Origin of the sequence: Chryseobacterium sp. PvR013, from assembly GCF_017833095.1 — a bacterium.
GTDB lineage: Bacteria > Bacteroidota > Bacteroidia > Flavobacteriales > Weeksellaceae > Chryseobacterium > Chryseobacterium culicis_A.
Map to the genome: position 1 here is coordinate 2,734,395 of NZ_JAFIBT010000001.1, position 21,544 is coordinate 2,755,938.

The 21,544-nt window shown below is 32.8% G+C and carries 24 protein-coding genes; 17 read left to right on the forward strand and 7 right to left on the reverse strand.

Features of this window, described 5'->3' with window-relative positions:
* Positions 1–159 precede the first annotated feature (159 nt).
* Positions 160–2,397 carry a reprolysin-like metallopeptidase gene (locus tag JOE44_RS12330; protein WP_209785820.1) on the reverse strand — a complete coding sequence of 746 codons (2,238 nt, stop codon included), beginning with the start codon at positions 2,395–2,397 and terminating at the stop codon, positions 160–162.
* A 341-nt stretch (positions 2,398–2,738) separates the two neighbouring features.
* Between JOE44_RS12330 and JOE44_RS12335 the strand changes: the two genes are divergently transcribed.
* The 3 genes from JOE44_RS12335 (at position 2,739) to JOE44_RS12345 (ending at position 5,263) form a co-directional block, all read left to right on the forward strand.
* On the forward strand, positions 2,739–3,257 hold the full coding sequence (locus JOE44_RS12335; RefSeq protein WP_209785821.1) for a hypothetical protein: 519 nt from the start codon (positions 2,739–2,741) through the stop codon (positions 3,255–3,257).
* Positions 3,258–3,335: 78 nt separating this feature from the next.
* The gene (locus tag JOE44_RS12340; RefSeq protein ID WP_309513422.1) at positions 3,336–4,220 is read left to right on the forward strand and encodes a transketolase; all 885 of its coding nucleotides are present in this window, start codon (positions 3,336–3,338) and stop codon (positions 4,218–4,220) included.
* A 98-nt stretch (positions 4,221–4,318) separates the two neighbouring features.
* Complete coding sequence (locus JOE44_RS12345) at positions 4,319–5,263, forward strand: transketolase family protein (RefSeq protein WP_105684517.1); 945 nt, start codon at positions 4,319–4,321, stop codon at positions 5,261–5,263.
* Between the two features lie 169 nt (positions 5,264–5,432).
* Here the strand turns inward: JOE44_RS12345 and JOE44_RS12350 are convergent, their stop codons facing one another.
* The 4 genes from JOE44_RS12350 to JOE44_RS12365 form a co-directional block, all read right to left on the reverse strand.
* Positions 5,433–5,954 (reverse strand): hypothetical protein, encoded by a 522-nt coding sequence (locus JOE44_RS12350; RefSeq protein ID WP_245169772.1) that lies wholly within the window; start codon positions 5,952–5,954, stop codon positions 5,433–5,435.
* Positions 5,932–6,411, reverse strand: coding sequence for a hypothetical protein (locus JOE44_RS12355; protein ID WP_209785823.1), 480 nt, complete (start codon positions 6,409–6,411; stop codon positions 5,932–5,934). The genes JOE44_RS12350 and JOE44_RS12355 overlap by 23 nt, the downstream gene beginning before the upstream one ends.
* A 153-nt stretch (positions 6,412–6,564) precedes the next feature.
* A complete protein-coding gene (locus JOE44_RS12360; RefSeq protein ID WP_209785824.1) occupies positions 6,565–7,098 on the reverse strand; it encodes a DUF4303 domain-containing protein in 534 nt (177 codons plus the stop codon).
* Positions 7,099–7,303: 205 nt separating this feature from the next.
* Positions 7,304–7,624: a DUF4870 domain-containing protein gene (locus tag JOE44_RS12365; protein WP_209785825.1), complete on the reverse strand. Its 321-nt coding sequence runs from the start codon at positions 7,622–7,624 to the stop codon at positions 7,304–7,306.
* A gap of 238 nt (positions 7,625–7,862) precedes the next feature.
* On the opposite strand from JOE44_RS12365, the gene JOE44_RS12370 reads away from it, so the two are divergent.
* The 14 genes from JOE44_RS12370 (at position 7,863) to gwsS (ending at position 20,538) form a co-directional block, all read left to right on the forward strand.
* Entirely contained in the window at positions 7,863–9,713 is a 1,851-nt protein-coding gene (locus JOE44_RS12370; protein WP_209785826.1) for a hypothetical protein, read from the forward strand.
* A gap of 611 nt (positions 9,714–10,324) precedes the next feature.
* Entirely contained in the window at positions 10,325–10,525 is a 201-nt protein-coding gene (locus tag JOE44_RS12375; RefSeq protein ID WP_209785827.1) for a TIGR04139 family peptide modification target, read from the forward strand.
* Positions 10,526–10,638: 113 nt separating this feature from the next.
* Positions 10,639–11,544, forward strand: a complete 906-nt coding sequence (locus tag JOE44_RS12380) for a hypothetical protein (protein ID WP_209785828.1) — start codon at positions 10,639–10,641, stop codon at positions 11,542–11,544.
* Positions 11,541–12,443: a grasp-with-spasm system ATP-grasp peptide maturase gene (gene gwsG / locus JOE44_RS12385; protein ID WP_209785829.1), complete on the forward strand. Its 903-nt coding sequence runs from the start codon at positions 11,541–11,543 to the stop codon at positions 12,441–12,443. Before JOE44_RS12380 ends, gwsG (JOE44_RS12385) begins: the two co-directional genes overlap by 4 nt.
* Positions 12,440–12,622, forward strand: a complete 183-nt coding sequence (locus tag JOE44_RS12390) for a hypothetical protein (RefSeq protein ID WP_209785830.1) — start codon at positions 12,440–12,442, stop codon at positions 12,620–12,622. Before gwsG (JOE44_RS12385) ends, JOE44_RS12390 begins: the two co-directional genes overlap by 4 nt.
* 524 nt (positions 12,623–13,146) lie before the next feature.
* On the forward strand, positions 13,147–14,040 hold the full coding sequence (locus JOE44_RS12395; protein WP_209785831.1) for a helix-turn-helix transcriptional regulator: 894 nt from the start codon (positions 13,147–13,149) through the stop codon (positions 14,038–14,040).
* A 247-nt stretch (positions 14,041–14,287) separates the two neighbouring features.
* Positions 14,288–14,482, forward strand: a complete 195-nt coding sequence (locus JOE44_RS12400; protein ID WP_209785832.1) for a grasp-with-spasm system A modified peptide — start codon at positions 14,288–14,290, stop codon at positions 14,480–14,482.
* Between the two features lie 240 nt (positions 14,483–14,722).
* Positions 14,723–15,493, forward strand: a complete 771-nt coding sequence (locus JOE44_RS12405; RefSeq protein ID WP_209785833.1) for a hypothetical protein — start codon at positions 14,723–14,725, stop codon at positions 15,491–15,493.
* Positions 15,490–16,392, forward strand: a complete 903-nt coding sequence (gwsG, locus tag JOE44_RS12410) for a grasp-with-spasm system ATP-grasp peptide maturase (RefSeq protein ID WP_209785834.1) — start codon at positions 15,490–15,492, stop codon at positions 16,390–16,392. The genes JOE44_RS12405 and gwsG (JOE44_RS12410) overlap by 4 nt, the downstream gene beginning before the upstream one ends.
* A 175-nt stretch (positions 16,393–16,567) precedes the next feature.
* Complete coding sequence (locus JOE44_RS12415) at positions 16,568–17,464, forward strand: hypothetical protein (protein ID WP_245169773.1); 897 nt, start codon at positions 16,568–16,570, stop codon at positions 17,462–17,464.
* Positions 17,461–18,366 (forward strand): grasp-with-spasm system ATP-grasp peptide maturase, encoded by a 906-nt coding sequence (gwsG, locus tag JOE44_RS12420; protein ID WP_209785835.1) that lies wholly within the window; start codon positions 17,461–17,463, stop codon positions 18,364–18,366. The genes JOE44_RS12415 and gwsG (JOE44_RS12420) overlap by 4 nt, the downstream gene beginning before the upstream one ends.
* A complete protein-coding gene (locus JOE44_RS12425; RefSeq protein WP_209785836.1) occupies positions 18,363–18,542 on the forward strand; it encodes a hypothetical protein in 180 nt (59 codons plus the stop codon). The genes gwsG (JOE44_RS12420) and JOE44_RS12425 overlap by 4 nt, the downstream gene beginning before the upstream one ends.
* A 146-nt stretch (positions 18,543–18,688) precedes the next feature.
* On the forward strand, positions 18,689–19,426 hold the full coding sequence (locus JOE44_RS12430) for a hypothetical protein (RefSeq protein ID WP_245169774.1): 738 nt from the start codon (positions 18,689–18,691) through the stop codon (positions 19,424–19,426).
* Positions 19,427–19,470: 44 nt separating this feature from the next.
* Entirely contained in the window at positions 19,471–20,538 is a 1,068-nt protein-coding gene (gene gwsS / locus JOE44_RS12435) for a grasp-with-spasm system SPASM domain peptide maturase (protein ID WP_209785838.1), read from the forward strand.
* 87 nt (positions 20,539–20,625) lie between these two features.
* On the opposite strand, the gene JOE44_RS12440 is transcribed toward gwsS, so the two are convergent.
* Together JOE44_RS12440 and JOE44_RS12445 are read right to left on the reverse strand one after the other, a co-directional pair.
* Entirely contained in the window at positions 20,626–21,003 is a 378-nt protein-coding gene (locus JOE44_RS12440; RefSeq protein ID WP_209785839.1) for a hypothetical protein, read from the reverse strand.
* A gap of 69 nt (positions 21,004–21,072) precedes the next feature.
* Entirely contained in the window at positions 21,073–21,543 is a 471-nt protein-coding gene (locus tag JOE44_RS12445; RefSeq protein ID WP_034696982.1) for an AsnC family transcriptional regulator, read from the reverse strand.
* Between the last annotated feature and the right edge of the window lies 1 nt (position 21,544).

The following is a 21,544-nucleotide window of genomic DNA, read 5'->3' on the forward strand; positions in this document are numbered from 1 at the left end:
ATAATAATTATTAAAATTGTTTAAACTTTTATTTCCTGAGAACCGATAGAAAAAACCAAATTACCCATTGAATATTGAGATTTTCGAATTATTACAATAAAAAAATGCTGTCCTCAAGATGAAGACAGCATTTTTATTGTAATTAATGGAGCGAAGTAATTATTCTTTAACCCATTTGATGGTTTTCTCTGTATTCTTAGATTTAACTTTAATCAGATAATCTCCTGTAACCAGGTGAGACAAGTCAAAAGTACCTGTTTTATCATGATTCAATTTGTTGTTAGTCTGTGTGAATACTAATTTTCCGCTTACGTCATATACGGTCATATCATATACTTCGTTTGAGTTGGTAAATTTAATATTCAGAAGTCCTTTGCTTGGATTAGGGTATACTACAAATACATCTTTGTTTGCAGCCGTTTCACTCACACCCAATGTCTGGGTAATGGTAAAGTTGATAGGATTAATATTGTAGAAAACATTAGTCTCTGCAGCAACCATAATTCTAGCCTGTGTAGTACTTACGTTAGGAAGGGTAATGGTTTCAGAACCGTCGTTCGGAGTAGACCCCAGGATCAGTGTAGGATAAGTAAGACCTCCATCTGTTGAAAGGTAAATATTTACAGTAGCCGCATTCACAGGGAAAGCAGTTGTATTGGCCACATCCCATGTTATCGTTTGGGTAGAATTACCAGCCCAGCTTACCGCTGTTGTAGGTGCGGTTACGTTAAACGGTCCGGAATTTCCATCAACAGTAATAATAGCATCATCGTTGGCTACTCCTGCACAACCTGCATTATTATCTCTTACAGTCAATCTGAACTCCATCGTTCTTGCATAAGCCGGTCTGACTTCTCCTTTGGAAACCGTACCGTTAATTACATCGGTAAGTTTCGGAAAATATCTGTAAGGAACAGTTACCGGCACATATGATCTGAATATAGCAGCATTTCCTGTAGGTGCATTCCAGTCACTTGCCGGGCCTACATCATTTTGTTCCCAGCTGTAAGTAAGTGGATTGTTATCTATATCTGAAGCAGATCCTTCTAACCTGAACGGAGTACTCTTAGGGATGGTATAATCACCTCCTGCATTTACAGTAGGAGCGAAATTATTGGTTGGAAGGGTAACCTGGCATGTTGTTGACTGAACTTTCGTTGTGATAGACTGGTAGGATTTGGTATGGAAAGTAGGAATACTGTTAGGAGCTAAATTATTTGTGCTTCCACAAATTCCTGCATAAGCCATGATGGTAATTCCGCTTCCAGGTTCTACAGCATTGGCTGCACTGCGGTTTCCTCCGCCACAGCTTCCGGTAGTTGCATTAAAAGTATGTGGGCCTCCAAACTGATGCCCTACTTCATGCGCCACATAATCAATATCATAAGGATCTCCTACGGGGTTAGGTGAACCGGTAATTCCTCTTCCTTTATTGGAGTTGTTACAGATTACCCCTAATCCGGCTAATCCGCCACCTCCGGTACTGAAGGTATGTCCGATATCATAATTGGCATTTCCTATCAGTAAATCGATCTGAGTCTGGCTTTCATTGATTAATGTACTGGCGTTATTATTTCCGTTAAATGGATCTGTCGTTGCATTTGTAAAGACTACATTGGCTTCACTATCCACTAATACGAGCCTTGAAGCAACTTCCTGCTCATATACTCCATTCACTCTGTTTACAGAAGTTACAATGGCTGAAAGGGTTTGTGCCACTGTAGGAGTAGCTGTACCCGTTGCCGCTACCGCATATTCTCCAGTACATGCAACTGCAAACCTGAAAACTCTAATTTGAGTTCCTACGCTTGGAGCTGTGGTTTTTTGAGCGTTTTTTTTTCCTAGCGGAGTATCATCTTCATCCTTTACTCCGCATGATCTTGGGTTTTTATCAATCAAATCACTTTTCTTGTAAATGATATAATTGTTGATATCTAATTTTGCATAAGGATCAATATAAGTATCTCCTTCTACTACAGATTTGATCTGAGCATGGAATCCAAGTTCTGTAAAATCAAGTTTTAGGGTTGCATATTTGTCATCAATTCCCTGTCCGGTAAAAGTGACAATCTGAGGAAACTGGCTGGCTAATCCGGGAGACATCACTGAAGATTTCCAGATTCTGAATTTTGCTTTCGTACCGTCAGGCATTGGCAATACAATGATTGGAGCATTGTCTTTACGGTCACTGTCTTTTAGTTCAGGAACTGAATTAAAATAACTTTTCATTCCCGCTACATCCAGTGTATAAGTCAATGACTTTTCCGGCTGTACTGTTCTGTTTTTAGGATCTGCTTTGATGGATCTTTCACTGATTACTGTAAAAAAGTCCTGGGCTTTCCCTGAGGAAATGGATATCACAAATATCCCCAAATAAAATAATTGTTTAATTTTCATATATAATATAATGGTATGTAATTTTTATTAACTCAAACATTCAGACCAAAAACCAAAGAATAATTAGTTAAAGGTTTATAATTCAAGATTATTTGAATTATAAAATTAGTTAAATTAATCTAATTATCACATATGAAAATTCAAAAAAAATCAATGTTTGCTTACGAAAAATCAACAATCCAGCTATTACAAAGCATTCTCCTCAATAAATATTTTTCATTTTTTTTCCTTCATTAAAATAACTGATTTTATAGACTTTTCTATTTTAATTATCTTTGATCCGGACGATATTAACCAAATGCAAAATTTAACAGAATAAAAAAAACAAAATTTAAAAAACAATGAAAAAAGTTATTACAATTTTCGTACTTCTATTAACATTCAATTTTATGAATGCTCAGGAAAATTTTGAAGTATCCACATTAAGAATCGGGCCGTTTAAAGTCTTTATGCCCAAGGTTGAAGCCGAAAAAATTGCGGGAACAAAACTTACGAACTCAGGTGGAGAGAAAAAAAACAGGGTAAATTATAATGGCGAAACCATCCAGATTGATCTTTTTGACAACTACATCAATGAAGCCAATCCGAGTGTTCCCTCTATTACTTACATGACGACCACCAGTAAAAAATTTAAAACCAAAAGCGGAATCGGAGTTGGAAGTACCCGAGATGATCTTATCAATGCCTACAGAAATTATCCCAACTTCAGCGTACGTCCGGATTGGGATAAAAATGATAAAACAATTAAAGATTCCGGTTATTTCAATATTGAAGACAGCCAGGCAGGAACCTTATTAAGCTTTAAATTTGTTAACAATATCGTTACCGAAATCTCCGTTTACCTCAATGAAGGCTGTTAAAGGCAGAAAAATATTCAATTCAGTCGAAATCCGGGTTTTCATAATCCGGATTTTTGCATTTCCATAAGCCGGTAAAAAATTGTAAATTCGCATGCAAATAAATCAGATATAATGAGTAAAAGTATCGAAGAGTTAAAAACTCTTACTACGCAGATCAGAAGAGACATTTTAAGAATGGTTCACGCTGTAAATTCAGGACACCCAGGTGGGAGCTTAGGTTGTACAGAGTTCTTTACAGCACTTTATGGAAAGGTAATGAACTATAAACTTCCTTTCACCATGGAAGGCAAAAATGAAGATCATTTTTATCTATCAAACGGACACATTTCTCCGGTATTCTACTCTACTTTAGCAAGATTTGGTTTCTTCCCTGTAGAAGAACTTAAAACTTTCAGAAAATTAGATTCAAGATTACAGGGACACCCTACTACTCATGAAGGACTACCAGGAATCAGAATTGCTTCCGGTTCTCTTGGGCAAGGACTTTCTGTAGCATTAGGTGTAGCTGACGGTAAAAAACTAGATGGTGATCCATCTCTTGTTTACTCTCTTCACGGAGATGGTGAGCTTCAGGAAGGTCAGATCTGGGAAGCATTGATGTATGCTGCTGCTAAAAAAGTAGATAATATCATTTCTACTATTGATTACAACGGACGTCAGATTGACGGAGATACAGATGATGTATTAAGCTTAGGAAATCTTCATGCTAAATTGGAGGCATTCGGATGGATTGTTTTGGAAGAAAAGAACGGGAATGATCTTGAAGCTGTGATTGCAATCCTTGAGAAAGCAAAAACAGAAACTGGAAAAGGAAAACCTGTAGCTATCCTTCTTCATACAGAAATGGGGTACGGAGTTGATTATATGATGGGATCTCATGCTTGGCATGGTAAAGCTCCTAATGATGAGCAGCTAGACACAGCATTCAAGCAATTGTACCTAGAAGCTCCAGCTGATTATTAATTATAAATGATAAATTATTATTGATAAATGATGCCCGTAGAACTTTAAAATATTGTTAATCTGCTATCATCTATCAATGATCAAAAACTTTAGTAAAAATGAAATATACATATACAGAAAAAAAGGACACTCGTTCAGGATTCGGAGCAGGATTAGCGGAACTAGCTGACAAAAATCCTAATGTAGTAGCACTTTGTGCAGACCTTATCGGTTCTTTGAAGATGGAAAAATTCATTGAGAAGGCTCCTGAAAGATTCTTTCAGATTGGGATTGCAGAAGCGAACATGATGGGAATTGCTGCTGGTCTTAGTATCACAGGAAAAATACCTTTCACCGGAACTTTTGCTAACTTCTCTACTTCAAGAGTATATGACCAGATTCGTCAGTCTATCGCTTATTCTAACAAGAATGTAAAAATCTGTGCATCTCACGCAGGTCTTACTTTAGGAGAAGACGGAGCAACTCACCAGGTTCTTGAAGATATTGGGATGATGAAAATGCTTCCTGGAATGACAGTGATCAATACTTGTGATTACAACCAGACAAAAGCAGCTACATTAGCCATTGCAGATTTTGAAGGTCCTGTATATTTAAGATTCGGAAGACCTGTAGTTCCTGTATTTATCCCTGAGGATATGCCTTTCGAAATCGGAAAAGGAATTTTACTTCAGGAAGGAACTGATGTAACCATTGTTGCAACAGGACACCTTGTATGGGAATCTCTTGTGGCTGCTGATGAGCTTGAGAAGGAAGGTATTTCTTGTGAGGTAATCAATATCCACACTATCAAGCCTCTTGATGAAGAGATCATTTTAAAATCTGTTGAAAAAACAGGTAAAATTGTAACTGCTGAAGAGCACAACTACCTTGGTGGTTTAGGAGAATCTGTTGCAGGGATGCTTGCAAGAAAAAGACCTACAAGACAGGAATTTGTAGCAGTAAACGATACTTTCGGAGAGTCTGCAACTCCTGCTGAACTGATGAAGAAGTATAAAATTGATTCTACTGCAGTAAAAGAAGCTGTAAAGAGAATTTTAGCTTAATCTAAGCTATTCTATATAGATAAAATCCGGCGGTTTCTTCGAAACCGCCGGATTTTTATTTTGAAGATTAACCACCCTGTAAAAAGTACTTTGAGTTTTTAACATCTCTCCAGAGGAAGAAAATGGTTATACTTCCATTTTTCATTGTATTAGTTTTTACCCTTCATTATTATTGTTCCGATTGCTGATTCAGAGGAATTCCAACAGTGATTAAAACAGGACATAAGATTTTTTCTATATATTCATCTTCTCTTCTCTGTGAGGCTTTCGAACCAGAAAAATAATTACTGATTCTGTAGTTTTTCACAAACTGATTTCTCTTTTTAACGATGGAATAGTAATATCCACCTCTTTCATCATTGACAAAATAGGTCATTTCATCAAAATTCATCAGTTTTTTAGAGAGTAAAAGCTTTCTGTAGATACACTTCTCAGATTTATCAAAAATATATTTCACAGGAATTCTGAAGAAAAGATCAAACAGGAAATAGATCATATAAATACTCCATAATCCCATTGCAATTTTAAATGAGTCACCGGACATCTTACCCATAAAATAGTAGATAATCACAGGAAGTGCTATCACTCCCAATACCAGCCACACTATTAAGATGCGCAGGAAATTATAATTGGGCATAAAGCTTATTTCACTTCCGTTTTCTTCAAACTTATAACGGTCTCTGATGTCCATTTTCAGGATTATTAATGTTCATAATATCCTCTGTCTCATTCACCATTTTCTGTATCCCTTTTTGGGTAAGAGCCTGTCCAATCGTAAGGTGTTTTTCTTTACCATCAACTTCAAAATAAATGGACAACACCACATTAGTTGTGATAAAACCCAGATATTTTGTAGCCAGTACATGGAAATTCCTGAAGTTTTCTAAAGGATATGTTCTTGCAGGAACAAAAATCGTATGCTTGCCTGTAATAGTCATTTGATCCATATCAATAATGAATTTCTTGGTAAAGAAATTAATCATAATAAGGGCTACCACAGCAATAATGACATAACTGACAGTTCTTGCACTGTTAAAAATAAGTCCTGCAATAATTAGAAAAATAATACAAAGCACCGTTATAAATACCGGCTGATTTTTAAAAATATATTGGTTTCCTTCTTGTTTATAAAATTGATAGTTGTTCATAATTAATGTAATTGTTATTTATATTTTGGTTAAAGATCTAGTTACTATAAAAAGCAGTTATAGAGATTGCAGTTGATAAGAGGCTTCTGAGACAATTATTTTATCGGGCTTCATATGTATATATTTAAAGTGTTTTTTTAATTCGTCATACTTTTAATTGCCCCAGGTAGCCATCCAGTTCAGATATTCACTTTTGTATTCATTATCATTAAGCCTAATAATAAGATCTTTCAGGTCTTTTTCCTCAAACTCATAATCTGAAACCGTGAAAGTCAGGAAAATATCTTTGTCAGTTATTTTTGTGAAAAAGTTTTCATTTTTAAGTTTTTCCAGTACTTCAATGCAGGTGAAATATAACTTATTCTGAAAACTATCAAACCATTGATCGTCATCATCATGTTTAGTAAGTTCCTCTCTCAACTGAGTACAGATTTCACCAAATTCTTTATCGGCTCCTTCCATTTCATAGGTCCATTCTGCTGGTTCATATTTATAATAAAGAGCATCTTCTTCATCTGCATTTTCTATTGCTTTCATTGTATTGGCAGCAGGACATACCGTCATTGCTCCCTCATCACTATACAGTGCGAAACTATAAATCTCCTCTGCACCATGCTTTTCATACACTTCTAAAAAAGCTTTCTTAGCAGCGTCTTCAATCTGCTGTTTCAAAATTTCAAAATCCATACTTCTTTTCTTTTTTAAAATGGGCGGTAAAATTACCTTTATCCTGTCAAATCAGCTCATTATATTTTTAAAAGGGCTGGTCAAATTCATGATTATAGCTATCCTATTTCCATCATTTTATGATAAACTGTTTTATTATTCATGAAATATCTCTTGTTGATCCATCGTAAAAGTATTATAACCCCAGATATAGAAATCTCAAATATTATCCGATAAATGAAAATTTATCTTCAATCATTTTCCCAATCAGTGGTAAAGGTTTTTCAACATCATTGGCTGCATTAATGATTCCGATAATCATCAATACTAAAGGAATACATCCAAAGATCCCAAGAATTCCAATTTTGGTCACCATCAACAGGATATTAAGAATGATGAACAATACAATTGAAAAAATAATCAGTCCCAACGACTGCTTCAGATGATACTTTAGAAAGCTGCTCGATTTTTCTTTTCCGATGATGAAGGAAATCAGCCATCCGAAAAGCGTAATGTAAGAGACAATAGATAAGGTTTTGTTGTTCATAGCGGTAAAATTTTTAATTAATATTCTTTGATTTTTTCCGACCCAAAATTGCAGCAGAAAAATGTCCCCACAGTTATTTCTGCAACTACAAAACATCTTCAACTTAAATGGAAGACGACTACAAAACGTCTACAAAAACAAATAAAATATTGATTATCAACAAAATAAAAACAATCATTATTTCTGATTTTTTAATTCGGAAATTGACAGGTGTCTACAATTTTTGTACTTTCACCCTATGAAATTAAAGTACTCACTTTTATATTGTATACTTTTTATCTGCACCTTATATCCCGCACAGAATACATTTATTGATGGTCTTAAAATTCAATTGAGGGAAGACCATATTTCAACTGCAGAAAAGTTCAAAATTTACAATGAGCTTACAGAATATTACAGAGTCAGTGATCAATATGAGACAGCCGAAAAATATGTTCAGCAACAGCTTGAACTGGCTAAAAAGGAACAAAACTATGCTGAAGAAGTAAAAGCGCTTACCCAAAAAGGAATTATTAAGCTCAATCAGTCTCAGTATGATAAGGTTCCTCCTATCATAGATGCAGCGAATATAATTGTTCAAAAGAGTAATAATAAAACAGCAGCATTATATGCCCATTATCTGAATATCTATTACAACAATACCCTTGGCGAACCTGAAAACACCATAAAACTCATTCAGAAAGCTCTTCCACTGGTTGAAAAACAGCCTTCAGAGACCATGCTGAATGCAAAGCTTAATTATCTTCTCTATGGAGTCTATACAGAATGGAATGATGCTGAAAATGCTTCCAAATACGCCAAAAAATCCATTGAGCTTGCTGAAAAATCAGGAAATAAAAACCTGTTGAGTTCAGCCTACTCTGCTTTGGCCGTATGTTATTCTTTTCGATATGAAAAAACGGGAGATTTAAAAGATCTGAAACCTGTCATAGAAATGCGTAAAAAGGCAGCAGCCCTGTATCATCAGTTTCCGGGACATGTTTCGGCTCATGTACAGGCTATGGCATTACTGAACCTTATCAATTATTATCTGAATTATCCTGTCATGACTCCGGAAATCCGTTCGGAAATTCAGAATAATGCCAACGAAATATTGGCTCTTACTCAGCATACAACCCTTAATCAGGGCATTCAGGCAGGAGCACTTGGAGTATTGAGCAATCTTGCATCAAGGGATCAGAATGATGCTTTATCAGAACAATATCTTCTGAAAGCTGAACAGATTCTTCTTACTCAAAAACCGGTGTATTACCATGTGATGATCAATGTTGTAGAAGGTCTTGCTCAATTGTACGCAAAGCAAAAAAATTATCAGAAAGCCTATCAATACGAATCAAGAGTAACAAAATACAGTAACCTTCTCTTTGATGAAGGTCAGGCTGAAACTGCCAAAAGACTGGAAGCCCAATATCAATCTCAAAAAAAAGAATCTGAACTTAGGTCTCTTACCGAAAAAACAGCCAGTCTGAAAAAAGAAAAACTGCTATACATTGGGTTGGGAATCATTGGACTGATGGGTGCTTTTTTCATGTTCCGTTCTTATCATTTTAAACTGCGGTATTCTATAGAAAGAGAAAATACACTTGATACGGAAAAACATGAAGCAGAAATGCAGATTAAGCTTCAAAAGGAAGAACAGGCCAGATTAAAGGCTGAGCAGGAACTTCTTACGCTTCAACAGCAAAAACTTCAAAGTGAGGTATTGGCAAGCCAGCTGCATATTCAGCATAAGAATGAAGTTCTGCAACAGCTTCAGACCCAGCTTTCTGATACTGATATTAATATTCAACAGGTGGTAAAGGGAGAAAACCGTGTGGATAATGATTTTGAAAAGATAAGATTCACCATTCAGGAACTGCATCCGGATTTTTTTAAAAATATCAATGAAAGAGCCAAACAAAAATTGACCGCCCTGGATTTGAAATACTGCGCCTATATTTATCTGGGGATGGATACGAAACAGATTGCCAATCTCCTCAGCGTAGAACCCAAAAGTGTAAGAATGACCAAATACCGCCTTAAAAAGAAGTTCGGCCTGGATGAACATACCGCTTTAGAATCTTTTTTTCAGGGAGTATTCTCTGAGTAACCAGCAATTTTTAAATAAATAATAAAAGCTTTTTAACTTCAGGTTGAAAAGCTTCATTCCTATTGTCCAAATTCGTTGGTCTTGATCTTGATTTTTTTAAAATCATAGTTTTCTAATCAAAATTCACAGGATATTACGCTCTTTTATGGAGTAAAAAATAAGATTTTAATACAAACAACAACATTTGAAAGCATACAAATTTTGATTAACACCCATTAATTTCAATCTGATTTGCAATCCAATATTATATATTTTCCCATATTGTACAATAGAAAATATTCCCATACAACATCTTATTAAAGTCGGGAATTTTCTTTGGTTGATGAGGATTTACTTTATAGTTTTTCAAATTTCAAATATTTCACCAAACATCAGCCATCATCAAGAGGAAAACTTGCATTTGTGCATAAAGCAAAATACAAATCATTTACACATTTTATCCCAGTAAAGTGAACTGAATATTTATAGTTTTATCCCATCAACGTTGACGAAATACATTCTCCACATTTAAACTGCATGTGTACAGTGCATGATAAATGAACAGAATATTTCACCCTAAAGTCAGGGTTTATCTGACATCAATAATTTTCAACAACACAAAAATTACAAACATGAAAAAGTTAATTGGAATGAAGAGCAACTTCTCTTCAACAGAAAACAAAAAATTACAAAGAAAAGATTTAAAATCTATTTTAGGTGGAGATGATTACAAATACGTAGAAACAGATTGTGGTTCTACCTGTTATGATAAAGAGACATGGAAAGATGGAGTTCGTATCAATACTTTACAAATAGATACTGGTGCTAATTAAGGTTAATCAACAGATAGAGGGTTAAAATCCTCTATCTATTATTATCAATTTCTATAACATTCTTCAAGCATTTACATGAATAACCTAATCAATTACACTTTTTTACAATGTCTATGAAAAAAAATATTTGGAACTGTAGATCATATGTTTTATTGGTTTTGCTTTTTATTCATACAGCTTGTAAGAATAGAAATTTAAATTATATAAATTATTATAATAAAATCTATGATATTGACAGTATATATCGTTTAAAAAAAGATACTGTATATGCTATTAAACAATACAAAAAGATATTCAGACAATATTCTCCCAAAAACCAGGAACGAATAAATGAATATGAAAATTACATAAGATTTTCAGATCAACATCATAAAAATTTCGGTGGAAAGAAAAGTCTTTATAAACTTATTCTATTAATTGCCCCTAATTGGAAGTATAAACAAAAAGACACAAGTTTCATACAACTATATCACAAATACGGAATAGGCAAACTGGAAATAGAATTTAAAGTTGAAGAATGGAGAAAAAGCCTTAATCAAAAACTCATAGATTCTTTTGCTGTTGCATTTAAACGTGATCAAAGTAGCCGTATTGAGACAAATTATCAGGACATTACTAAAAATGATAAAAAGAATGCTGAACTTCTAAAATGGATGTTTGATAATTATGGATTTCCAAGTATGCAAAAAATAGGTTTATGGAAAGGGGACTTTTTTATGCCATCAGGGCCGCTGTTACTTCATATGGCCGATTACGAAGAATATCACCAATATTTTAAAACCAAAATATTAGAGTATGTAAAGTCTGGTGACTGTCCACCTCGTGATTATGCTGCGATGATAGATCGAAATAATTTACATAATAAAATACCTTACACTTATGCTGTTTATCAAGGATATGAAAATATAAAAGATTCTGCAAACGTAAACCGTAATCGTAAAAGGATAGGACTACCAAGTTTAAAACACGCTCAATTGATCACAAAAGATTTTTTCAAAAAAATAAAAAATAAAAATTGATACTTATCATTTCTCAAAATAACGAAATAACCACTACAGAAGTTATTAAATGGCTGCTAAAATTAGGGAAAAGCTTCATACGGGTACATGAAGATGAAATTTTTGATATTAAGATCAATGAAAAACGGATTTATATAGAAAGCCCTAGAAATTGTTTTTTTATTGATGAAATTACCAGTGTATGGTATAGAAGAGGAGGCTTGAAGTTTAATCGTCTGCATTATAAAAATGAAGCAATTCATCTTAATATGAATGAATATCAGCATTGGTTGGAAGATTATGTAATAAAGGTTTTAGAGTCAAAAAAACATATCAATAAGCAGAGCAATAGTGATATCAACAAGCTTATTGTACTTGAGGAGGCTCAAAAGGCAGGACTAGATATTCCTCCTTATTTTCTAGCTGACAACACAAATGATGTCATTTTAAAAAAAACAATCATCAAAACCATTGGTGGAAATCCAAGAATGGAAGGCATACTCAAAGATTCCAGTGGTATGATGTATACAACGGTTATCAAACAAAATGAAAATGAAAATTTTTTTATCACTTTCTTTCAAGAGAAAATTGAAAAAGATTTTGAAATAAGAAGTTTCTATCTAAATGGCAAAGTTTGGTCTATTGCTATTTTTTCACAAAATGATGACCAAACTAAGGTTGATTTCAGGAAATATAATGATGAAAAACCCAACAGAAAAGTACCTTATAATCTTCCGAAAAATATTGAGCAAAAAATACATCAACTCATGCAGTCTTTAGACCTCAATTCCGGTTCTCTTGATTTCATTAAGAGTGATAGTCAATACTATTTTTTAGAAGTCAATTCTGTAGGCCAGTTTTTGGGAATGTCAATCCTTTGTAATTATTTATTAGAAAAAGAAATAGCAGAATATTTATGAAAAAAGACTTTACCAACAAAGAAAAGAATAAACTACCACTTACCTTTAAACATATTGATATTGTAAAAAGTAAAAATCGTGAGAAAAAACATTTTAGCATCGTGATTCCTTGTAAAAAATATGATACTGATGCCTATGCAAAACTTAATCCTTACAAGTTTCTGACAAGATTGATATAAAATATCTTACTATATTATGGGTGTCTTGGTGGACAAAAATAGGCAGATTAGGAAACAATGATATTTTCATCGCCATGCCTACATTGCTAAGCCAGCAGTAAACGATACAACAACACCAGCCAAACTGATGAAGAAGTATAAAATTGCGGCTGCAGTGAAAGATGTTGTTAAGAGAATCTCAGAGAAATAATTTTTATTTTAAGAATAAAGTAAAGCATCCAGTTTAGGACATCCTGTAAAATGCAGAAATAAATACCACAAAACAATATTAAAATATAATTTATTTCAGTTACACAAGTCTAAAAAAAACAACACAATCAACTGAATACCAACAAATAAAACTACAATTCTATATAATTATTCATATTTTTGGGAAAAACAAAATGTATGAAAAAAGCTACTTATCGGGATAGAGAAAAGGCCGTTGATATATTATGTCAGGCTTTTACTGATATTCTTATCCCCAACTCTATAAACTTTGGTGTGAAGAATGTTGTATTAATTTTTAAAACAAATTTAAAATTATGTTTGTTTTTGGGGTTCATCTAAGCACAATTATCTATGTTTTAATACTTCTGATTCTTATAGTTATAGCTGCAACTAATTTACTTATTAAGTTAAATCAGAAAGATAAAGCATATTATATTAGATTTCTTCTGTTGTTAATAGCAGGTCTAATTTACAATATTGTTGAAGAATTATTTCCGGATAAAAATTCTCCACTTGATTTAATTACACAGTATATTATTTCTTATACATCAGGATTGGCATCTGCGATTTATTTTGTCTTTTATTTAATAAGAGAATATGAAGTTACATTGGTCAGAAGAGTCGATTTATTTATGCTAGGAGCAATTATTTTTTTCATTTTTATTTGTTCTTTTATTATTCCACTTACTCTCACTAAATCAATAAATATTTCTAGATATATCTTCTTATCGATCGTTTTAATCATATTATTAGTAAACATTATATCAATTCTAAAAAATCAATATTTAAAGTTTAAATCAAATAAGGAAATTTTTTCAAAAGTCCATTCAATTAATGGTGCTGTTGGATTTATAAGTATTGTATTATTTGTATTTACAATTCTTGCTTCATCTGGAAATCAATTTATAGTTCAAACTTTTTATACTTTGGGATTCTTTATTGTTTCCATAGATTATTTTCTATACCCTATTCGTAAGAAGGAAATTAAAAAGAGTATACCATTTGAAAAACTTTCAGTAAGAGAAGCTGAAGTTTTAATGATACTTTTAGAGAACCCGAATTTGAAATATCCAGAAATAAGTCAAAGATTGAATATCTCTGAAAAAACATTATCGACTCATTTATCAAATATTTATAAGAAAACTGAAATCAAAGGTAAAAAAGAAATACAGGAAATGAGTAAAGTATATAAGTATTCATCAACCTGAATATTTTTTTTAAAAATCTAATAATCAGCATATTAACAACCCTTATTTTGTACCCTTAGTAATTTAAGTAAAAGTTTAAGGGTAAAAAATGAAAGTTTTAATAGTTGTTCACTCTATGTTTACAGAAGAAAACACAAGTGATGTTTTTTGTTGATGCGCACAACAAAAAATAAAAGCTGATCAGCAAAAACCCATGTCAGGGATTATATGACAAAATTAAATTTCAAAATTTCAAAAAATTACAAACATGAAAAAATTAAATGGAATGAAGAGAGACTTCTCTTCTTTGGAAAACAAGAAACTAAATGATTTATCAAAAATCAACGGAGGTCTAATGATGGCTGAAACAACCATGCAATGGACACATGAAACTGGAAGCGGTTCTGATACAGGTGTATACAGAGACAATAAATTAGTAGCTGTTATCACAGAGCCTGCCTAAGCATTAAATTTAAACTATTAGGAGCTAAAGAGAGAATTTCTCTTTAGTTCTTTTGATTTTATACGAAATTAGAGTATCAATTAAAAATTTTTCAAAATGTATAATTGTACAAAAAAATATTTTAAAATTAGTAGCGTTTTCCTTGTTGCCAGTTACCTTATTTTAACTTCGTGTCGAAATAATAAGCTTGATTACATTGCATATTACAACCGTGTAAATTCAATTGATAGTATCTACAGAATGAAAAATGATACTCTTACTGCTATAAAAAAATTTAAAAGAGTATTCCGAAATTTTGAGCCAAGAAATGATGAAAGAATGGAAGAATACGAAAACTATATTAAGTTTTCAGATAAATACAATAAAAATTTTGGAGGAAAAAAAAGCCTATATAAACTTATACCCTTAGTTGCTCCCTATTGGAAGTTCAAACGAGAAGATACAGATTTTTTTAAACTATATAAAAAATATGGTATTGATAGTATTACAGTAGAGCAGAAGGTCCTTGAATGGAAAAATTCGTTAAACAAGCAACTTATTGATTCTTTTAGGATCGCATTTATCAGAGATCAGGCGAAGGATTCAATGACGGGTCAACAATCACTAAATAATTTTAGAAAAAATGCTGCATTGCTAAAGTGGACATTAGCAAACTATGGCTACCCATCAATGCAAAAAATAGGACTTGAAACAGAGGATGGCGTTTTTATGCCAATGTTGATTTACTTAAATCATATGGCGCAAATAGAAGACTATACATATTTCAAAACCAAACTATTAGACTATGTGAAATCTGGTGATCTACCCCCAAGAGATTATGTAGAAATGATAGAAAGACATGTTCAGGTTAATCATTTAAAACCTGTATATGGTGTAAAAAGTACTGATGAAGAAATTATAAAAGATTCTGTGAATATTAATTACAATAGAAAACTTATCGGGCTGCAAAGTCTCAAAGCTAGGAGAAAAATAACAAAAGAATTTTTAAAGAATAATTCAAAGAAAAAATGATATTAATAATTTCTGATAATAATGATATTTCAACTACAGAAGTTATCAAATGGCTTTTGGTAATGGAGAAAAAATTTATCCGAGTACATGAGGACGAAATATTTGAAATCAAAATTCGGAATAAATCTTTTTTTTTAGAAAGTGCCCGTAGCCTTTTTTTTCTTGATGATATTCATAGTGTCTGGTATAGAAGGGGAGGTTTGAATTTTAAACGTCTTCGATATAAAAATAAGGCTATAAATATCAACATGAATGAAACACAACACTGGCTAGAAGATTATGTGAAGAAAAAACTTGAATCTGTAAAGCATATCAATAAAGAAAGCAATAGTTTGGTAAATAAACTTTTGGTATTAGAAGAAGCTGAAAAAGTAGGGTTAGATGTTCCGCCATACTTTATATCTGAAAATACTGATGATGTTATTTTGGGAAAAACAATAGTAAAAACCATAGCAGGAAACCCTATGTTAGAATTTTTCTATAAAAATTCAAATGGGATGATGTTTACTTCAGTAGTTGAAGAATATGAAAAAGAAAACTTCTTTCCTACTTTCTTTCAGGAAAAAATTGAAAAGGATTTTGAGGTAAGGACTTTCTATTTAAATGGGAAATGTTGGTCCATAGGTATTTTTTCACAAAATGACGAGCAGACAAAAGTTGATTTTAGAAATTACAACTATAAAAAGCGTAATAGAAATATAAGATATAATCTTCCACTCGAGATCGAAGAAAAAGTTCATCAGCTGATGGAGCTTCTTGATCTGAATTGTGGTTCTTTGGATTTTATGAAAAGTGGAGATAAGTTTTATTTTTTAGAGGTAAATCCAATAGGGCAATTTGGATATTTATCAAATATATGTAATTACTCATTAGAAAAAGAAATAGCAGAATACTTATGAGAAATAGATTTGGAGAAAAGCATAAACTCCCATTAACATTTAAAAATATTACGAAATTTGGTAGTAAAGCTAATGCAAAACTTACCAGTAATACTGTATATTTTCTGGAATCTAAAAAATACAACTCTGATTTTTACATTCGTGAAAAACCCTTTAAACCACTTACAAGGCTACTATGAGATATTTTAATATAAAAACACAAAACAAAGACATTAATTTAACGTATATAGTTTTCCCTATTCTTTGTCTATTTATTTCTGCCTGCAAAAATCGAAACTATATTTTATATTACAATAAGGTAAATGAAATTGACAGTATTTACCGCACAACACATCAACCGGAAGAAACTATAAAACAGTACCGAAAATTATTCCGAAAATACCACCCAAAAAATCAGGAAAGAATTAAAGAATATGAGACCTATATCAAGCTGGCAGATCAGCATCATAAGAATTTCGGAGGAAAGAAAGGTCTATATAAGCTTGTCCCTTTAATTGCTCCTTATGAAGGATCATATGGAAGTTATTTCGGGTTGTTTCAAAGGTATGGTATAGATAGCACCGAGGTAAAACAGAGAATTGCAGATTGGAAAAAAGGTTTAAATAAGATACTCGTAGACTCCTTCAGTATTGCTTTCACGCGTGATCAGGCTGAAGGTAGAAGAAACTTTCAACTCATGAAAAAAAATGACAGGATAAATGCACAGTTGTTAAAATGGACCTTTGAAAACTATGGTTACCCTTCGGTACAAAAAATCGGTCTCATTGGAAATGATGGTGTATTTATGCCCATGCATCCCTTATTCAGTCATATGGCAGGTGAAAAAGAATATCCCTATTTCAAAGCAAAAATGCTGGAATATATAAAATCCGGAGACTGTATCCCAAAAGACTACGCTAATATGGTAGACCGGCACAATCTGCAAATCAGCAAGGAGGGAATCTTATATGGTATGTACCTAACCTATGATGCTATTGTGGATACTATAAAAGCCAATCAGGAAAGAAAAAAAATAGGCATACCCAGTATTCAACATTCTTCTAAAATCACAAAAGATTACTTTAAAAAATGATCCTTATTATTTCCAATAACAACGAAAGAACCACTAATAAAATTATAAAATGGCTCCTTCAAATGAACAAGAAATTTATCCGTATACATGAGGACGAAATTTTTGAAATTAAAACGGAGAACAAGAAAATATTCTTAAAAAGCGACAGAAATACTTTTTTTCTGGACGAAATCAATAGTGTATGGTACAGAAGAGGTGGATTAAACATTAAACGCCTCAGCTATACAAACCCTTCCGTAAACGCTCATATGAATGAAGTGCAGCATTGGCTGGAAGATTATGTAAGGGCAACACTTGAGTCCAAAAAGCATATTAATAAAGAAAGCAACAGTGATGTTAATAAACTTCTAGTGCTCGAAAAGGCTAAAAAAGTTGGGCTGGAAATTCCTGAATATTTTCTGGCAGATAATACGGATTTGGTCTCTTTAGATAAAACCATTGTGAAAACCATTGGTGGAAATCCCATCTTAGATAATATTGATGAAGATTTAAATGGTATAATGTATACTTCAACAATACAAAAAAGAGAAAAAGGAAAGTTCTTCACTACATTCTTTCAGAATAAGATTGATAAGGAATTTGAAATCAGAGTATTTTACCTTAATGGAAAGTGCTATTCAATGGCGATTTTTTCTCAAAATGACGAGCTGACCAAGACAGATTTCAGAAAATATAATTTAGAAAAACCTAACAGAAATATCCCTTACACACTTAGCATTGACATTGAGGAAAAAATTCATCTTCTGATGCAGACATTAGATCTTAATAGTGGTTCACTGGATTTCATCAAAGGAAAAGATGGTACTTTTTATTTCTTAGAGGTTAACACTATCGGACAGTTTTTAGGATTATCTCATGTATGCAACTATTCGATCGACAAAGAAATTGCCAATTACTTATGAAAATTAAAGTTAAAGAAAAAAACAAGCTTCCGCTTACCTTCAAGCATATTGAGCCTTTCAATGATCAGAAACTTAAAAAGCCTAATGATGTAATCTACATTTTAGAATGTGAAAAATATCAGACCAATTTCTATATCAGAGAAAGACCCATCAAATCACTGAATCGGTTATTATGAAACATTTTAATATAAAACCCCAAAAACCAGATATTAATTTTAAGTATATAACTTATTTGATTCTTTGTCTATTTCTTTATGCCTGTAAAAACCGAAATTACCTCTTATACTATAACAAGGTAAACGAGATTGACAGTATTTACCGAATGGCTAATAAACCTGAAAAAGCCATAAAAAAATTCAAAAAACTATTTCAGAAGTATGAACCAAAAAACCAAGAGCTTACTGAAGAATACAAAACTTATATTAAACTTGCTGATCAGTACCATAAAAACTTTGGCGGGAAAAAGAGCCTATACAAGCTTATTACACTAATAGCTCCCTATGGTAATGAATATAAAAAACTTTATCCTCTCTGCAAGAAATATGGAATAGACAGTCTGGAAATCAACCAAAAAGTAGCCGACTGGAAAAAAAAACTGAATAAAAGGCTTGTGGACTCCTTTACTATAGCGATGATCCGTGACCAGGAAGGGCGGCCTAAGAATATCCCCCTTGTATATAAGAACATTGAAAAAAATGCAGATCTTTTTTTCTGGACATTTGGACATTACGGATTTCCTGATGGACAAAAAATAGGTAGATTAGGAAACAATGACGTTTTCATTGCTATGCCCACATTATTAAGCCATATGATTGGTTCAAAAAAATACCCTGAATTCAGAAAAAAATTATTCGAATATGTAAAATCAGGTCATTGTTCTCCACAGGAATATGCCTTAATGTCTGATACCTATGATTACTATAGAAATACTGCTGTACGATACAGTTTACGGAACAATAATCAGGATTCTGTCCGGATTAACCGCAACCGTAAAAGTATTGGCCTACCCAGTATTAAACATTCATCTAAAATCAGAAAAGATAAAATTAAGAAAAATTGACAACCCACATGTATCAAAATAATGAAAAAAACTTTACCTAACTTATGAATTATTTCAACTTATTCTCAACCATCCTCATCACCAAAGGCGCCACCAGAATTCTTATTTCAGATCTCCAAAGGAATATATCAGAATTGTATCCACTGGAGCTGCATGAGGTTATTATGGAACTGAAAAAATATTCCATTGAAGATTTGTTGAAGAATTATGATGAGGAGTCCAGAGAAATCGTTCAGGAATATCTCAGCCTTTTGTTAGAAAAAGAGTATGGATTTATAACAGAAAATGATTGGGACAGGAATTTCCCTCCTCTCTCCTATGAATATCATGAACCTAGTACAATAACCAATCTTTTCCTGGAGATGGAAGATATTAAGATCCTAAAAAAAATAAAATCATCGGTAGAAAACCTGGGAATTAGACATTTGGTTATTTATAGTCCGAAACCTTTAACCTCAAAGGATTTTATAGAAATTGATAAAACTTTTACCACCTCAGTCTTATCAGGAATAGAAATTTTTTCTCCGTTTCATCAGAAAATTAACCTATCTTTTATACAGGCTCTCCAAAAAAATACAGTCAGAATATACAGTCTCATTTTCTACAATTGTTCGAAACCTCCTTTCAAAGCTAAAGATGAATACAGATTCTCGCTGCATTTTCTGAAAGATGATCTGCAACTCTCTGCCTGTGGAAAAGTGGAACTGAAGTACTTCAATACCAATATTCCTAAAGTTATTGAAGCGATTAACCATAATTCCTGCCTGTATAAAAAGATGGGTATTGATCGAAACGGCAATATCAAAAACTGTCCTCTTATGAAAGAAAGCTTTGGAAACATCAATACACAGAGTCTTGAAGAGGCAGTCAATCAACATGATTTCAAAAAATACTGGAACCTCACTAAAGACAGTATTGAAATCTGTAAAGACTGTGAGTTCCGTTATGTCTGCACAGACTGCCGGGCTTATACCGAAAATGCTCTAAAAAACAAAAAAGGCATCAATGTATCAAAACCTCTCAAATGTGGCTATAATCCCTATACAGGAGAATGGGAGGATTGGAACAGTAATCCTTTAAAGCAAGAAATTTTCCATTCATTGGGATCGTAGATAATGTTTTTTCCTCTTGTTAATCAAAAACCGCTTTTAAATTTGATTTAAAAGCGGTTTGTTATCTTGTTGTATTTGATTTAATCCTTATTTAAAAAACTTCCATTTCGGGATAATGGCAAGCATTCCGAATCCTGTAAACAGGAAAAGATTGGTTACATCTGTATACAGGAATGTAGACAGGTAATAATTGTGCATAAAGAAATGCAGCACCAGTAAAGCGGGGAACATAAAAATTCCTGCTTTTCTGTAGAAGAACATCAGCACCAGCCCGATTACCATCAGTACATCAATAGAAAATATCACATAAAAGTACCACCTCGGAATCTCCAGATATTCGTGCTGCAGATATTCATCCACATCTATTCCAAGTCCCATTACGGTAAACAACATCAAGGCAGCAAATGCCAGTATGAATCCCCATCCTTTCTTCGGGTCTTCGTCAAAATAGCTGTATTCTTCCATACCTACAAAAATAAAGAACTTATGAGAGATTTCATAAGTTCTTTTATAATTATTCGTTTAAAATTTGACTTACACAGAGATTGCGTTGATCAGTCTGTTTTTGTCACTTAAGAATTCCTCCATAGAGATCATACTTTCAGTTCTCATTACATCCTGAATGTCATCGATCTGGTAAATAATTCTTTTAGCATCATCCGTATTCTTAGCTCTTACTTTACAGAAAATATTATATTTCCCGGAAATAACGCTAGCTTCGATTACGTTAGGTAAAGTTGACAATTCTTTCAATACTTCCTGAGTACGGTTTGATTTTGTCAAAAGGATACCTATGAAAGCTGTAAAGTGATAATCCAGCTTACCATAATCGATGTTAAGAGATGATCCCAAAATAATACCTGCATCTTCCATCTTTTTCACTCTTACGTGAATTGTTCCAGCAGAAACATCCATCTGCTTTGCAATTTCAGTAAAAGGCATTCTTGTGTTTTCTACTAAGAAATCAAGAATCTTCTTGTCTATTTCGTCCAGTTGATAGTTCATA

What these genes read in the sequence shown, in the direction of transcription:
- JOE44_RS12330 (WP_209785820.1), bottom strand. Translation starts at nt 2,397, where the DNA reads ATGAAAATTAAACAATTATTTTATTTGGGGATATTTGTGATATCCATT.
- JOE44_RS12335 (WP_209785821.1), top strand. Translation starts at nt 2,739, where the DNA reads ATGAAAAAAGTTATTACAATTTTCGTACTTCTATTAACATTCAATTTT.
- JOE44_RS12345 (WP_105684517.1), top strand. Translation starts at nt 4,319, where the DNA reads ATGAAATATACATATACAGAAAAAAAGGACACTCGTTCAGGATTCGGA.
- JOE44_RS12350 (WP_245169772.1), bottom strand. Translation starts at nt 5,954, where the DNA reads ATGGACATCAGAGACCGTTATAAGTTTGAAGAAAACGGAAGTGAAATA.
- JOE44_RS12355 (WP_209785823.1), bottom strand. Translation starts at nt 6,411, where the DNA reads ATGAACAACTATCAATTTTATAAACAAGAAGGAAACCAATATATTTTT.
- JOE44_RS12360 (WP_209785824.1), bottom strand. Translation starts at nt 7,098, where the DNA reads ATGGATTTTGAAATTTTGAAACAGCAGATTGAAGACGCTGCTAAGAAA.
- JOE44_RS12365 (WP_209785825.1), bottom strand. Translation starts at nt 7,624, where the DNA reads ATGAACAACAAAACCTTATCTATTGTCTCTTACATTACGCTTTTCGGA.
- JOE44_RS12370 (WP_209785826.1), top strand. Translation starts at nt 7,863, where the DNA reads ATGAAATTAAAGTACTCACTTTTATATTGTATACTTTTTATCTGCACC.
- JOE44_RS12375 (WP_209785827.1), top strand. Translation starts at nt 10,325, where the DNA reads ATGAAAAAGTTAATTGGAATGAAGAGCAACTTCTCTTCAACAGAAAAC.
- JOE44_RS12380 (WP_209785828.1), top strand. Translation starts at nt 10,639, where the DNA reads ATGAAAAAAAATATTTGGAACTGTAGATCATATGTTTTATTGGTTTTG.
- JOE44_RS12390 (WP_209785830.1), top strand. Translation starts at nt 12,440, where the DNA reads ATGAAAAAAGACTTTACCAACAAAGAAAAGAATAAACTACCACTTACC.
- JOE44_RS12395 (WP_209785831.1), top strand. Translation starts at nt 13,147, where the DNA reads ATGTTTGTTTTTGGGGTTCATCTAAGCACAATTATCTATGTTTTAATA.
- JOE44_RS12400 (WP_209785832.1), top strand. Translation starts at nt 14,288, where the DNA reads ATGAAAAAATTAAATGGAATGAAGAGAGACTTCTCTTCTTTGGAAAAC.
- JOE44_RS12405 (WP_209785833.1), top strand. Translation starts at nt 14,723, where the DNA reads ATGAAAAATGATACTCTTACTGCTATAAAAAAATTTAAAAGAGTATTC.
- gwsG (WP_209785834.1), top strand. Translation starts at nt 15,490, where the DNA reads ATGATATTAATAATTTCTGATAATAATGATATTTCAACTACAGAAGTT.
- JOE44_RS12415 (WP_245169773.1), top strand. Translation starts at nt 16,568, where the DNA reads ATGAGATATTTTAATATAAAAACACAAAACAAAGACATTAATTTAACG.
- gwsG (WP_209785835.1), top strand. Translation starts at nt 17,461, where the DNA reads ATGATCCTTATTATTTCCAATAACAACGAAAGAACCACTAATAAAATT.
- JOE44_RS12425 (WP_209785836.1), top strand. Translation starts at nt 18,363, where the DNA reads ATGAAAATTAAAGTTAAAGAAAAAAACAAGCTTCCGCTTACCTTCAAG.
- JOE44_RS12430 (WP_245169774.1), top strand. Translation starts at nt 18,689, where the DNA reads ATGGCTAATAAACCTGAAAAAGCCATAAAAAAATTCAAAAAACTATTT.
- gwsS (WP_209785838.1), top strand. Translation starts at nt 19,471, where the DNA reads ATGAATTATTTCAACTTATTCTCAACCATCCTCATCACCAAAGGCGCC.
- JOE44_RS12440 (WP_209785839.1), bottom strand. Translation starts at nt 21,003, where the DNA reads ATGGAAGAATACAGCTATTTTGACGAAGACCCGAAGAAAGGATGGGGA.
- JOE44_RS12445 (WP_034696982.1), bottom strand. Translation starts at nt 21,543, where the DNA reads ATGAACTATCAACTGGACGAAATAGACAAGAAGATTCTTGATTTCTTA.